The 13,567-nt window shown below is 70.7% G+C and carries 8 protein-coding genes and 2 pseudogenes; 2 read left to right on the plus strand and 8 right to left on the minus strand.

All coding sequences use genetic code 11. The features are described from left to right. Positions 1–84: 84 nt before the first annotated feature. The 7 genes and pseudogenes from AC3WOH_RS27310 to AC3WOH_RS27340 all read right to left on the minus strand — a co-directional run. On the minus strand, positions 85–1,305 hold the full coding sequence (locus AC3WOH_RS27310) for an MFS transporter (RefSeq protein WP_492232449.1): 1,221 nt from the start codon (positions 1,303–1,305) through the stop codon (positions 85–87). 37 nt (positions 1,306–1,342) lie between these two features. Then, positions 1,343–2,812 (minus strand): FAD-dependent oxidoreductase, encoded by a 1,470-nt coding sequence (locus AC3WOH_RS27315; protein WP_492232450.1) that lies wholly within the window; start codon positions 2,810–2,812, stop codon positions 1,343–1,345. A gap of 66 nt (positions 2,813–2,878) precedes the next feature. After that, the gene (locus AC3WOH_RS27320; RefSeq protein ID WP_492232452.1) at positions 2,879–3,196 is read right to left on the minus strand and encodes an ArsR/SmtB family transcription factor; all 318 of its coding nucleotides are present in this window, start codon (positions 3,194–3,196) and stop codon (positions 2,879–2,881) included. 56 nt (positions 3,197–3,252) lie between these two features. After that, positions 3,253–4,143: a sterol desaturase family protein gene (locus tag AC3WOH_RS27325; protein ID WP_492232453.1), complete on the minus strand. Its 891-nt coding sequence runs from the start codon at positions 4,141–4,143 to the stop codon at positions 3,253–3,255. A 16-nt stretch (positions 4,144–4,159) separates the two neighbouring features. Further along, complete coding sequence (locus AC3WOH_RS27330) at positions 4,160–4,720, minus strand: arsinothricin resistance N-acetyltransferase ArsN1 family B (RefSeq protein WP_492232454.1); 561 nt, start codon at positions 4,718–4,720, stop codon at positions 4,160–4,162. 46 nt (positions 4,721–4,766) lie between these two features. Further along, on the minus strand, positions 4,767–5,246 hold the full coding sequence (locus AC3WOH_RS27335; protein ID WP_492232455.1) for a MarR family winged helix-turn-helix transcriptional regulator: 480 nt from the start codon (positions 5,244–5,246) through the stop codon (positions 4,767–4,769). A 98-nt stretch (positions 5,247–5,344) separates the two neighbouring features. Next, a pseudogene (locus AC3WOH_RS27340) lies at positions 5,345–5,572 on the minus strand (arsenical resistance protein ArsH); the annotation flags it as partial. Between AC3WOH_RS27340 and AC3WOH_RS27345 the strand changes: the two are divergent. Then, a pseudogene (locus tag AC3WOH_RS27345) lies at positions 5,560–5,817 on the plus strand (ArsB/NhaD family transporter); the annotation flags it as partial. The pseudogenes AC3WOH_RS27340 and AC3WOH_RS27345 sit on opposite strands and share 13 nt — an antisense overlap. 64 nt (positions 5,818–5,881) lie before the next feature. On the opposite strand, the gene AC3WOH_RS27350 reads toward AC3WOH_RS27345, so the two are convergent. Continuing rightward, positions 5,882–8,779, minus strand: a complete 2,898-nt coding sequence (locus tag AC3WOH_RS27350) for a choice-of-anchor J domain-containing protein (RefSeq protein ID WP_492232456.1) — start codon at positions 8,777–8,779, stop codon at positions 5,882–5,884. 239 nt (positions 8,780–9,018) lie between these two features. Here AC3WOH_RS27350 and AC3WOH_RS27355 point away from each other — a divergent pair, with 239 nt between their 5' ends. Next, a complete protein-coding gene (locus AC3WOH_RS27355) occupies positions 9,019–13,455 on the plus strand; it encodes an RCC1 domain-containing protein (protein WP_492232457.1) in 4,437 nt (1,478 codons plus the stop codon). Positions 13,456–13,567: the final 112 nt, after the last annotated feature.

A 13,567-nucleotide genomic window follows, 5' to 3' on the forward strand; every position in this document is an offset into this window, starting at 1 on the left:
TGGCTCTGTGTCTGGGGCACTCTGTTGCGCTTTCTATTTCTCCCTCAGCCGGCGTGCAGTTCTTCACCCAAAGCCCGACCGCAGCTACCGCGCTGGCCCGGCCGCCGGCGTGTTCTGCGGCGACTCCACAGGTGCAGCCAGCGCCAGCAGTGCCCCAAACGCCGCAGCCCCCAGGCCTGCAGACACCCACAGCGCCCCCGCGCCCAGGCGGTCCAGGCACAGCCCAAACAGCCAGGGGGATGCCGCCTGGGCAATGCGCGCCGGCACCATGAGCAGACCCTGCCGGTGCCCGTAGCCCGCCGGCCCGAACAGCACCAGTGGCAGCGTGCCCTTGGCAATGGTCAGGATGCCGTTGCCCGCGCCATGCAGCAGCGCAAACACCGCCGCTACCGGCGCGCCAGCCACCGCGAGCAGGCCGGCTCCCAGCGGGTGCATCAGCGCCGCCAGGCGGGCGGACAGCAGGGGGTGCACATGGCGCAGAAAACCGAACTCCAGCAGGCGCCCCGCCACCTGCGCCGGGCCAACCAGGGCGCCCACGGCCACGGCGGTCGCGAGCGTGGCGCCGCCCTCCTGCAGCAGGCGCGGCAGGTGCGAGGCCATGGCGGTGCTGGTGAACCAGGTGGCCGCGAACACAAAGGCCAGTAGCAGGGTGGCCTGGCGCGCATGCACCGGCTCCTGGCCGGCGGCGCTGGCCTGGGCAGCATGTGGCGGTGCAGTGATGGCAGCCGCCGCTTCGGCCTGCGGTCGGCGCGGCGTCCAGGCATTGAGCGGCAAGCCCACCACCAGGTGCAGCGCCGCCCAAGCCCCGCAGGCGCCACGCCAGCCCCATTGGGACTCCATCCACATCGACAGCGGCCAGCCCACCGTGCTGGCAAAGCCGGCGATCAGGGTGATGCCCGTGATCGAGTTGCGCGCGTTCTTGCCATGCAGATGCACCAGCGCGGCAAATGCCGCCTCATACAGCCCGCTGCCCATGCCCACGCCCAGCAGTACCCAGGCGGCGAACAGGCCCCAGACGCCCTGGGCCATCGCCAGCGCCGCCAGGCCCAGCGCAAACACCAGGCTGGTGGCCATCAGCACCGGCCGGCCACCCCAGCGGTCGATGCTGCGGCCCGCGTACGGCCCCAGCAGCGCGGAGACGACCAGCGCACAGGAGAAGGCGGCAAACACCGTGGGGACCGACACCCCCAGCTCCCGGGCCATGGGCACCGCCAGGATGGCCGGCAGGTAGTAGGTGGAGGCCCAGGCCAGGGTCTGGGCCGTGCCCAGGCTGGCGACGGTGGTTGCTGATGTCAGGCGTGGCAAGAGGAATCCCCTCGGCTAATCCATGGGACGGCGGGCATCAGCCGCAGCATGACGCCTTGGCAGGAGCCACCTGCAAGGAGACGGCCTTGGACGCCGTGGGAGCCGCAGCCGGAGGACAGCCGCATCCCCCGCTGCCCTTGGCCTTCTCTGTCTCGTCCAGCGCGCAGCAGGTCGACGTGTCTTGCACCGCCGGGCCGCCGCAGCAACCCGATGCAGTGGCAGTCTGCCCCGTTGCCGGCTCGGAAAGGTCCACCGAGCACACGCCCGTTTGAGGCAGATCGAGCTGCACCTGGTTGGCGGCCACCCAGTCGCCGGCAATGGCGGCCACCACGGAACGCGCCTGCTCATACCCCGTGGCCATCAGGAAGTTGGGGGCACGCCCGTAGCTCTTGGCGCCGATGGCATAGAAGCCGGGCTCCGGGTGTGCCAGCTCCTTGTGCCCATGGGGGCGCACGGTGCCGCAGCTGTGCAGGTTGGGGTCGATCAGGTCGGCCAGGGCCTCGGTGCTTTCGATCCAGGGATCGAGCCGGGTGCGCAGCTCGCGCGCCAGCGACAGGTCGGGGCGCGAGCCTGCGGCCACGATGATCTCCTCAATGCCAGCCACAGGGGCCACGTCGGGATCGATGGCGCGCACGGTCATGCGGCCCCCGTCCCGTTCGATGGCCTGCACCCCGAAGCCCTGGTGCAGGACGATGCGCCCGCGCTCGACGAGGTCGCGCAGCCGGGTGCCCAGGGCACCGCGCGCCGGCAACCCGTCGGCACTGCCACCACCGAAAATCTTGCGCAGGTCCTTGCCCCGCACCGCCCAGTGCACGCGGGTGCCAGGTTCTTCATCAGCCAGTGCGGCCAGCGCCAGCAGGTTGCCTGCGGCCGAATGGCCCGCGCCCACCACCATCACCGAGCGGCCCGCATAGCGGCTGCGGCCAGCGCCCAGAATGTCCGGCATGCCATAGGCGATGTGTTCCCGCGCCGCACGCTCGCCCAGGGCAAAAAAGCCATGGATGCCCATGGGATTGGGCTGGCCCCAGGTGCCCGATGCGTCGATGACCGCTTGGGCCCGGACCTCTTTCACACCGTCTGCGGTCTGCACCTGCAGCACAAAATCCGCATGCTCGCGCCCCGCCGTCTTGAGCTTGTCGAAGCCAACGCGGGAGATACCCAGCACCCGATGGCCAAAACGGAGGTGCGGCTGCAGTGCACCGTGCGCTGCGAGCGGCCCCAGGTAGCGCTCCACCAGTTCGCCGGCGGTGGGCAGCCCTTCGGGGTCGGGCATGGCCCAGCCGGTGCCCTCCAGCAGCGCGCGCGCCGCGCTGTCCACGTTGTAGCGCCAGGGCGAGAACAGGCGCACATGGCCATACGACTGCAGGTGGGCGGCAACGCCCGGCCCGGCCTCGAAGACCTCTACCCCAAGGCCACGGCGCACCAGGTGCGCTGCGGCGGCCAGCCCGATGGGACCGGCGCCGACCACGGCCACGGTGAATGCGCAAGGGGATGTGGAATCAGCCATGGTTAGCTCCTTCGTATTTCGTAGATTAACGAACATTCATGACAAAAAGAAGAGGCCTGGGCCTCCTCACAGCGACTGGACCAACTGCTTGAGTTCGGCAAGCCGCGCAGGGTTGATGCAGTAGCAGGTGCGCTGTTCCTCGGCGGAGCCCAGGATCAGACCCGCCTCCTTGAGCACTTTCACATGCTGTGACGTGGTGGACGGTGCCAGGCCCACCACATCGGCCAGGCTGCCGAAGTAGCACTGTCCATAGCTCGACAGATGGCGCAGCAACTGGATGCGCGCCGGGTGGGCCAGTGCCTTGAGCAGCATGGCCAGCTCGGCCGTGCGGTCGTCGTCCAGCAGGACCAGCACCTCTTCTTCGTCACCAGGGCAGCAGGACATACGGCATCTCTCTTAATTCGTATTTTTACGAATGATCGATCCTTGCACGACGCGTGTCAAGCGCGGCAGCACGCGGGCCCGAACATCGACCTCAATTGGACCCAGTAACTCGAACGCGCCGGATAACCCGCGCTGGACGCGAACAGACCCACCCGCGCAGGGTCATTGCCCGCGGGCGTGTAGCGGAAGGTGCCGAAGACCTGGTCCCACAGGACGAAGGCACTGCCGAAGTTGGAGTCACCCTCGCTGCTGTTCGTGGAGTGGTGCCAGCGGTGCAGCTCGTTGGTGCTGAAAACATAGTTGGCCCAGCCGCTGCGCAGATCGAGGTTGGCATGCTGGAGCATGAGCACCGGCTGCGAAATGGCGAGGTAGCACAGGATGGCCTCGGACGAGAAGCCCAGCAGCAGCGCCGGCAGCATGGACAGGGCGAAATTGATCGCGTAGTTCAGCGGGTGAAAGCGCAGGTTGTTCAGTGCGTAGAGGCGCTCGCTGCTGTGGTGCATGGCATGCAGCCACCACAGCGGCCGGAGCGTGTGGTGCAGCCGATGCGCCCCGTACTTGCCGAGCTCGATGAACAGCGTGGCCAGAAGGGCCTGCAGCGCAAAGGGCAAGCCCTGCAACCACGCCGATGTGCCGGTAGTTCCCGGCCCGCCCTGCCCATACACCGCGAGCAGCGCCAGTGTGCCCAGCAGCTTGAGCAGCGGCTCCACCACGGCGACCATGGTGGCTGCGCTGGCCCAGTCCGTGGCGCGGTCGCCATCCGGCTGGTTCCAGCCTGCCCGGTAGGGAAAGCAGCGTTCCAGCACACTGGCCAGCAGCAGCGCCGCAGCCGAGCAGATCAGCACCACGGGCTCCAGCGGTCCACCGGCATCGCGGGCCACGGCGAAGGCGCCGAGGCCGGCCACAAAGACCAGGACCAAGAGGTAGCGGGACAGGAAGGCGGGCATGGTCGGTCCTTGTGTTTCAGGCCTGGAGTGTTTCGGCGCGGAAGGCCAGGGCATCGAATTTCAGAGGGACGGTGGGATGGGCTGGCGACTGCAGGCTGCACTGCCACCAGCCCACGTCATGCCACTGCCCGTGCTTGAAGCCGACCTTGCGGTACACGCCCAGCGCCTCGAATCCGACCGACTCGTGCAGCGCCGCGCTGGCCTGGTTGGGCAAGGCAATGCCGGCAAAGGCCTGGCAGTAGCCGAGCCCGATCAGGGCGTGCTTCAACTCCCCATACAGCCGCTTGCCGATACCCTGGCCGCGTGCGTCCTCGCGCATGTAGGCCGTGGTGTCCACGGACCACTGGTAGGCCGCGCGCTCACGGTGCTTGCTGGCATACACATAGCCGTTGACCCGGCCCTGCGCGTCCTCGCTGACCAGCCAGGGCAACTCCTGCAGGGTCTTGGCAATGCGCTCGCGCATCTGCTCCACGGTCGGCACCTCCAGCTCGAACGAGATGCTGGTGTGCGCCACGATGGGCGCGTAGATGGCCGTGATGGCTTCAGCGTCGGCGGTGCTGGCGGTGCGGATGGTCATGGGAAACATCTGATGGTGGCGGGGTGAAGGAGGAGCGCAGTGCCGCTCAGCAGCACGGGTCCGCGCCCTTCGGAGGGCTCGGCAAGCTGCAGCAAGGCGCGGCCTGGTCCTGCCGCAGCGCCTTGAGCAGCAGCTGCAGCGACTTCTCGACGGCAGCACGGTCACGCCCGCTCAGGCATCCGAGCAGCTGCGCCGCATGGGCGTCCAGGGTGGTGTTCAGTTCGTGGACCTTGCGCTCCCCCTCGGCGGTGAGGGTGACCAGCCAGCTGCGGGCATCCTGCGGGTTGGGCTCCTTGGTCACCAGGCCCCGCTCGGCCATGGCCTCCACGGCGCGCGAGACCCAGCTCTTTTCCAGGCTCACGCGCGCGCCCAGTTCGGACAAGGGCAACGGGCCCGAGCGCCCCAGCTCGGTCAACAGGTGGCACTGGGTGTTGGTGGTGCTGCTGCACTCGGCCACCACACGCTGGGCCCGCGTGTAGATGCGGGCGACTTCGCGCAGCACGCTTCCTGGGTTGGTGGCGGTCATATTTGGTTGTGTGTAGCACCTAATGGGGTGCAGATTAGCCACCCGGCTCTTCGTTGTCAATAGCAACTACCTGCGTGAGCCGAGTAGCTGGCGGGGCATCAGATCGACGCCTGGTTGACCCGGCGCATCAGCGCCTCGCCCGATTCCTTGCGCTCGCTGTAGCGGTCCACCAGGTAAGGCGACACGTCGCGCGTGAGCAGGGTGAACTTCACGGGTTCTTCCATCACGTCCACGATGCGGTCGTCGTCGCCGAACCCCTCGAAGGCCTTGGCCACGGAGGACTGGTTGGGGATCGTGCGCATGCGCATGCAGCGCCCTATCCGTCGACGCCTTTGCAGCCACCGGCGTGGTGAAGGATGCAATGGTCTGCACCAACATCATCGGCAGCGACCTGGGCCCCAAGATCACCCCTATCGGGTCACTGGCCACACTGCTGTGGCTGCACGTGCTGGAGCGCAAGGGCATCCGCATCGGCTGGGGCACCTATTTCCGGGTGGGGGTGGTGCTCACCGCGCCCGTATTGCTGGTCACGCTGGCGGCGCTGGCGCTGCGGCTGTCCCTCTTGCGGTAGACCAGCGCAATAAAGAAACGGCCACGGCCTTGCCTGGCATCCGCAGCAAGACGAGGCCCAAGGCCTATGGCCCGGCCACCACCACCGTCTGCACCCGCCCGTCCGCCAGCCGCACGCGCAGCAGCACGGACCCGCCGGGCGACTGTTCCAGCCACACACTGCCCGTGCCCGTGCCGCTGCCGCCCGCAGGCACCTGGGCCAGTTCGGCCTGGGGCTGCAGCAGGTAGGCGCTGCCGGCCAGCACCAGGCGCACTCTGCCGTCCAGGCCCATTTGCCACTGGGCCTGGGCGTCGGCGCTGCGCAGCAGGGCCAGCAGTGCGGCGGGCTCGGCCAGGGCGGGCTGCAGCGGTGTGCGCAGGCCGTTGGGCTGCACCAGCATGGGCTGGCCGCCGGGGCCTGTGGGCTCGATGCGGGGGGTGCCGCCCTGCGGCGTGCCGGCGCTGGCCACCCAGCCGGGGCGCAGCGACAGGGCGGTGCCGCCGGGCACGTCGATGCGCCAGGTGCCCGCGCTGCCGATGCTCAAGCGTGCGCCGGGCAGCAGCGCCTGCAGGGCCTGCAGTGCGGCGCCCAGGTCCAGCGGCGCGGGGCCGAAGGTCTGCACCACGCCCTGGTGGGCGATGCGCAGGGTGCCGTCGGGCGCGATGCTGGCGCCGTTGGGCACGCTCAAATCCACCACGGGCGCGGCCAGCGGCAGCAGGCCCAGGGTGGTGCCGTCGGGCAGGGTGAAGAGCACCGTGCCCAGGCTGCTTTGGCCGCTGCTGGCCAGGGGCAGGCCGAGCAGGCTGCGCAGCGCGGCGCCGGCCTGGGCCAGCAGGCTGCTGCCGGGGGTGCGGGCGGGCGCGGGCCCGTCGAGCGCGAAGGCGCCGCCCGGCGTGCCCAACAGTTGCAGGCCGTTGGGCAAGGGGGTGGGCAGGGTGCTGGTCTGCAGCGTAACCTGTTGCACCAGGCCCTGGGGCGAGATGCGGGCCTGCTCGCCCACCAGCAGCGAGACGCTGCCCTGGCCGTTGTTGTTGCTGTTGCTGCACGGCGGGGCGCACTGCACCACCGCGCTGCCTTCGAGCACGCGCACCACCAGGCTGCCATCGGCCTGGCGCTGGGCTTCGATGCGCGCGCCGCCCAGGCCGGCCACCACCTGGCGGCCGCTGGCGCTGGCGCCCGGGCCTGCGGGGCCCACGTCGAGCAGCACCTGGTCGGGCTGGCGGCTGGCCACCTGCAGGCTGCCGGTGGTGTTGTTGCCCAGGCCCAGCACGGGGGTGCCGTTGCCGGCCCGCAGCACGCTGGCCTGCCCGCCGCCAGACTGGGCCACGGTGAGGCTGCCGCCCGTGCTGCCCAGCTGCACCGTGGCGCTGCCCTGCGCCGGCGGCACGATGCTGCCGCCTGCGGCCGAGGGCTGCACCGTCAGCGTCGAGCCGCTGCCCAGCGTGGCGCTGGTGGGGGCCGCCAGGCTGCCGCTGGCACCGGGCGCCAGCACCACGGGCTCGGGCGCGGGCGGCGCGCCGCCGCCGGCGTCGGGCACGGGGAGCATGACGGTGGTGCTGGCGGCCGATGGCGTGCCCGCGCCCTGGGCGTTGCTGGCCGTGACGCGGAAGCTGTAGGCCGAGCCGTTGGCCAGCCCGGCCACGGTGCACAGCAGCGCGCCCGTGGTGGTGCAGCCCTTGCTCGCGTCCTGCACCGCCACCACGGTGTAGCCGGTGATGGGGCTGCCGCCGTTGGTCAGCGGCACCTGCCAGGCCACGCGCGCCTGGCCATCGCCGGGGCTGGCGCCCACGCCCTGCGGCGCGCCGGGCGTGCCCGCCGGGGTGACCGTGCCAGTGGTGGCCGGCGGCGAGTTGTGGTAGAAGTTGTTCGCCACCACGTTGAAGCTGTAGGCCTGGCCGTTGGTGAGCCCCGTCACGCTGCAGCTGGTGGCCGGATAGTAGACCGCGCAGCCCTTGGTGTTGTCCTGCACGGCCGTCACCGAGTATTCGTAGAAGAAGCCGCCGCCCTCGAAGAGGGGTTCCGTCCAGGACACGGTGGCCTGGCCATCGCCCGGCACCACGCCAACAATGCCCGGCGCCGAGGGCGGGCTCACCAAGACGATGATGCTGTAGAGCCGCGAGTAGCTGCAGCCGCTGGCGTCGGACACCGTGACGGTGAAGCTGAAATTGCCGGTCGCCGTGGGGCTGCCGGAGGTGGTGCCGCTGGCCGACAGCGTGACCCCCGGCGGCAGGGCGCCCGTGGTGATCGCATAGCTGGGCGTGCCCAGCGCGCCGGTCTGGCTCAGCGTCTGGCTGTAGGCCACGCCCCAGCCACCGTTTGGCAAGGTGGCGGGGCTCAGGGTCAGGGTGGGGCAGACGTAGGGGGTGTACTGCACCTCGTCGATGCCCACCGTGCTGGAGGTGGGCTGCTGCGCCGCGTTCACGAAGTAGCGAAAGCCGATGCGGCCCGAGGTGGGCGCCGGCAGGCCGGAGAGGGTCACGGTGTACTGGGTCCAGTTGTTCGGGTATCCGAAGGACACCATCGTGGGGTTGACGGCCGCCAGCAGCGTATTGAAGTCCCCCACGCTGGTCGCCGTGGCGCCCACGTTGGTGCTGGCGCCATTGGTGCTCAGGCGCACTTCCAGGCGGTCGCTGGCAGCGCCGGCACTGCGGGTGTAGAAGGTCAGCACATCGCCATTGCGAAAGGTGCGGTTGGGCGTGAGCATCCAGTTGCTGATGTCGCCACCGGCGGCCGCATTGTTCAGGCTGGCCTCGATGTACGCAGTGGACGCGCCGTTGTACGCGTTGAACAGCGTCGCGCCCCCCTGCAGCCAGGTAGCGGCACTGCCCACGGGGCTGCTGTTGTTCTGCAGTACCCAGCCGCTGCCGGCCAGGGTGCTCACGTCGTCGAAGCTCTCCGTAAAGCCCTGGGCCGCGGCCTGCCGGGGCAGCAAGCCCAGCGCGACCACTGCCACCAGCAGCAGTGCCGCCCCCAAGGCACCCATGCGCGCGCGCCAAAGCCCCACCATTTTCCCCATCGTCTGCAACGCCTTGCCCATGGGCAGCCCCTGTGTCGTGTGTGTGCGAAGGCGCAAGTGTATGGATGTAACAGCGCCGCCGATAGCCCTGGCTTGTCACAAGAACTAGGGACAGACAGGCCCGGCCAAACCCGCTAGATTCGCGCGCAGTTACATGTCCACACACCGCCGGCGCGCCTTCGGCTCCGGCCCGAAAGCCCCTCTCCATGAGCGCCTTTGCCCGCCTCTGTGCCTTGTTGTTTTTGCCCTCCCCCCATCTGGCCCTGCGCCGCGCTCTGGCCCTGCTCGCGGGGTTGGTGCTGCTGGCCCTGGGTGCAGCCCTGCCGGCGCGTGCGCAAGGCACGGCGGTGCCCGGCTCGATCCTGGGCCAGCCGGTGCAGCAGGTGGCGGTGGGCTGGTACCACGGTTGCGCGCTGACGACGGCAGGGGCTGTGTACTGCTGGGGGCGCAACCATGCGGGCCAGTTGGGAGATGGCACCACCGTGGACAACCCGCTCCCCCGGCCTGTGGTGGGCCTGGCGTCCGGCGTGGTGGCCCTGGTGGCCGGGGCCTGGCACAGCTGCGCGCTGACCACGGCCGGGGCCGTGCAGTGCTGGGGTTTTCCGGTGGGCAGCACGCCCCAACCCGTGCCAGGCCTGTCGGCCGGGGTGGCGGCCCTGGCCGCGGGCGATGAGCACACCTGCGCGCTGACCACGGCCGGCACCGTGCAATGCTGGGGGGTCAACCGTGACGGCCAGCTGGGCAATGGCAGCACCACCGACGCCAGCACGCCCCAGCCGGTCACCGGCCTGGCCAGCGGCGTGGCCGCCATCGCGGCGGGCGGCAGACACACTTGCGCGCTGAGCATGGCCGGTGCGGCGCAGTGCTGGGGGTACAACGACAACGGCCAGCTGGGCGATGGCAGCACCACCAGCGCCACCACGCCCCGGCCGGTCACCGGCCTGGCCAGCGGGGTGGCCGCCATCGCAGCGGGGGGGACCAGCACCTGCGCCCTGAGCTCCGCCGGGGCGGTGCAGTGCTGGGGCCAGAACAGCTACGGCCAACTGGGCAACGGCGGCAGCGCCGACGCCAGCACCCCCCAGCCGGCCAGCGGCCTGGCCAGCGGGGTGGCAGCGCTGGAGGCCGGGGTCAACCACGCCTGCGCGCTGACCACGGCCGGTGCCCTGCAGTGCTGGGGCAGCAACTCCAACGGGCAGTTGGGCAACGCCAGCCCCACCGCCACCTTCACCACGCCCCAGGCCGTGGCAGACCTCGCCAGCGGGGTAAGGGCCATTGCGGCGGGGGGCAACCACAGCTGCGCCGTGACCACGGCGGGGGCCGTGCACTGCTGGGGCTGGAACAACTACGGCCAGTTGGGCAACGGCAACACCACCGATGCCAACACCCCCCAGCCCGTGGCCGTGCTGGGCGGGGCGGTGAAGGCATTTGCCGGGGGGTTTGAGCACACCTGTGCCGTGAGCGCGAGCGGGGGCGTGTACTGCTGGGGCAGCAACAGTGGGGCGCAGCTGGGCAATGGCGGCTTCACCAGTACCGGCACGCCCCAGGCGGTCACGGGGCTGTCCACCGGGGTGGCGGCGGTGGCCGCGGGCTACGGGCACAGCTGCGCACTGACCACCGAGGGCGCAGTGAAGTGCTGGGGCGAAAACGCTGGCGGGCAGCTGGGCGACGGCACCACCACCCGGTCCACCACCCCCAAGGCCGTGCTCGGCCTGCCCGGCCCGGCCCAGGCCGTGGTGACCAGCGGCAGCACCAGCTGCGCCCTCATCGCCGCCAGCGGCGCGGTCTACTGCTGGGGCGTGGGCGTGTCCGGCCAACTGGGCAACGGCACCAACACCAGCTACTCCACCGCGCCCGTGCCCGTGCAGGGGCTGCAAAGCGGCACCACGTCGCTCTCGGCAGGCGGCAGACACCTGTGCGCCATCAACGCGGCGCAGGAGGTGGTGTGCTGGGGCGAGAACTACGCCGGCGCTTTCGCCCTCACGGGCAGCAGCTACAACACGCCCATCACCAACCCCGGCCTGTCGGGCAGCTTCGCCGCCGTGGCGGCGGGCGGCATGCACACCTGTGCGCTGAGCACGGCCGGCGCGGTCAAGTGCTGGGGCGACAACGCCTATGGCCAGGTGGGCAACGGCACCATGGTCCCCTACAACATCGCGCCGAGGGACGTCGTCGGCATGGGCAGCGGCGTCACCGCCATCGCCACCAGCACGATCTCCAGTTGCGCCATCACCTCCGACGGCGCCGCCTGGTGCTGGGGTGGCAACTACAACACCGGCATGGTGGGCAACGGCAGTTCGCCCGACGCCAGCCGCCCCATGGCCGTCACCGGCCTGGCCAGCGGCGTGCAGTCCCTCATGACCGGCCACAACCACGCCTGCGCGCTCACCACCGCCGGCGCGCTGCAGTGCTGGGGCAAGGGCAACGCGGGCCAGTTGGGCAATGACAGCGTGGCCAGCCCCCAGCGCCAGCCCGTCCCCATCGTCGCGGGCCAGACCATCGACTTCGCAACGCCCGTGCCCCTGCCCGCGCAGGGCACCAGCAGCACCACCCTGGCGGCCACGGCCAGCAGCGGCCTGGCCGTGCAGTTCGAGTCGTGGACGCCGGATGTGTGCACGGTGAGCGGCACCACCCTCACCGTGCTGCCCGGCAAGACCGACCACTGGTGCGGCGTGCAGGCCCGCCAGCCCGGGCTGAGCACCGGCCCCGTCGCCGCCCCCGCGCAGGCGCGGCTGATGCGGGTGCAGTCCGGCGTGCCCGACGCGCCCACCGCCGTGGTGGCCAGCGCCGGCAATGCCCAGGCCACGGTGGGCTGGACCGCGCCGGCCTACGCCGGCAGCAGCGCCCTCACCCGCTACACCGTGACCACGGTGGAAGACAACACCAAGACCTGCAGCGTGACCACCGGCAGCCCCCTGGCCACCACCTGCACGGTGACCGGCCTGGCCAACGGCACGGCCTACACCTTCACCGCCCGGGCCACCAATGCGGCGGGCGACAGCGAGGCATCGGCCCCCAGCACCACGCCCGTGGTGCCCGCCACCGTGCCCGGCGCCCCCACGGCCCTGGCGGCCACCGCCGGCGATGCCCAGGCCGTGGTGCGCTGGACAGCGCCCGCCAGCAACGGCGGCAGCGCCCTCACCGCGGTCACGGTGAGTGCCGTGCAGGACAGCACCAAGACCTGCAGCGTGACCACCGGCAGCCCGCTGGCCACCACCTGCACGGTGCTGGGCCTGACCAATGGCACGGCCTACACCTTCACCGCCAAGGCCACCAACGCCGCAGGCGACAGCGTGCCCTCGGCCGCCAGCGCACCGGCCACGCCCACGGCCCCGCCCGCCGGCGGCGGTGGTGGCGGCGGCCCTGCCGGGGTCACCATCAACACCCCCGGCACCAGCACCACCATCACCGACCCCACGCAACCCATCACCGTGGGCCCGGATGCGGCGGGCGCCACCCTGGTGCTGCCCGGCACGGGCACCGCGCCGGTCACGCTGCAGCTCGCCGTCAATGGCCAGTCGCTCACTGTGACCGCGCTGCCGGGCGCGCAGTTGCAGGTCGCCCAGGTCAAGGGCCAGACCGTGCTGGTGCTCGTCGTGCTGCAGGGCTCGGCCTCGATGACCTCGACCGCCCCGGGCCAGCCCATGTCGCTGGCGGGGGAGGTGCTGCTGTCGTCCGGTGCCGCCGGTACGCGCATCGATGCGCAGCCGCTGGCGGTGGCGGTCGTTTCGGGTTCGCTGGTGCCGCCCAACGGCTCGCTGCCTGAACTCGGCGGCAAGGGATTGCAGGCCGGTGAACGGCTGCAGATCGATGCGACCGGCAAGCTGGTGTCCATCACCCTGGGTTCGATCAAGGGCGATGGAACTCAGCCGGGTGATACGATGGTGTTTGCCAACCTGCCGACATCGATCACCGTGGATGGCAAGGTGTTTGCGCGCATCGCCGGTACCGTGCCACGCCTTGCAGGGGCGAATCTGACCCAGGGCCTCGAAGTCACGGCCTCGGGTGTTTTGCTGCTGCGCGATGGCACCCAGGTGCTGCAACTGCTGCCCACCCAGCCCATCACCATCGACGCGCGCCTGCCCGATGGCGTGAGCTTCACGCCCCTGGGCCTGCTGCGCTGGGTGCGGGGTGGGGTCGTGGTGCAGTTCGCGCCCGCCGTGGCCGACCTCGCAGGCCTGGCCAGCGCGGTGACCGCAGTGCTACCCGATGCCAAGCTCAAGCTCGGTGCCGAGGGTGTGATCCAACTGACCACGGGTGGTGCCACCTATGTACTCAGGCCCGATTGGGCCGGAGCGGGCACGGCCACCGGCACGCCGCAGATCGGTGTGGACGCACAAGGCCGCATCTACCTGCAGATCGGCACGGGCGCCAAGCAACTGCTGCTGCCCGCGCTGCTGAGCCCCACGCAGGCCCAGGCGATCTTCACCGCCGCCCTGCCCGGCTCCGCACTGGCTTTGCGTTCGGGCGCCAGCGATGGCTCACTTACGCTCACGCTGGGTGGTACGCAATGGCGCCTGGTGCCGCAGTGGGTGCTGCCCAGCGGCAACGACGCTGCCCAGACCACCCCCTGGCGCCTGGGCGCCGATGGCGTGCTCTACCTCAAGCTCGGCACCCAGGTGCAGGGGGTCAAGATCGCGGACTGAGGCCTGGCCGCGGCCCCCTGGCAAAGGCTCCTGCGGGAGCCTTTGTCACAAGAACTAGGGACATACAAGCGGGGCGGAAACATCTAGATTCCTGCGGTAACAAAGCACCGGC

Source organism: Acidovorax sp. FW305-C-20-28, assembly GCF_058783375.1.

Bases quoted from the DNA above. Each gene is read 5' to 3' on its own strand.
- AC3WOH_RS27335 (WP_492232455.1), bottom strand. From the start codon at position 5,246: ATGACCGCCACCAACCCAGGAAGCGTGCTGCGCGAAGTCGCCCGCATC.
- AC3WOH_RS27325 (WP_492232453.1), bottom strand. From the start codon at position 4,143: ATGCCCGCCTTCCTGTCCCGCTACCTCTTGGTCCTGGTCTTTGTGGCC.
- AC3WOH_RS27315 (WP_492232450.1), bottom strand. From the start codon at position 2,812: ATGGCTGATTCCACATCCCCTTGCGCATTCACCGTGGCCGTGGTCGGC.
- AC3WOH_RS27350 (WP_492232456.1), bottom strand. From the start codon at position 8,779: ATGGGTGCCTTGGGGGCGGCACTGCTGCTGGTGGCAGTGGTCGCGCTG.
- AC3WOH_RS27320 (WP_492232452.1), bottom strand. From the start codon at position 3,196: ATGTCCTGCTGCCCTGGTGACGAAGAAGAGGTGCTGGTCCTGCTGGAC.
- AC3WOH_RS27330 (WP_492232454.1), bottom strand. From the start codon at position 4,720: ATGACCATCCGCACCGCCAGCACCGCCGACGCTGAAGCCATCACGGCC.
- AC3WOH_RS27355 (WP_492232457.1), top strand. From the start codon at position 9,019: ATGAGCGCCTTTGCCCGCCTCTGTGCCTTGTTGTTTTTGCCCTCCCCC.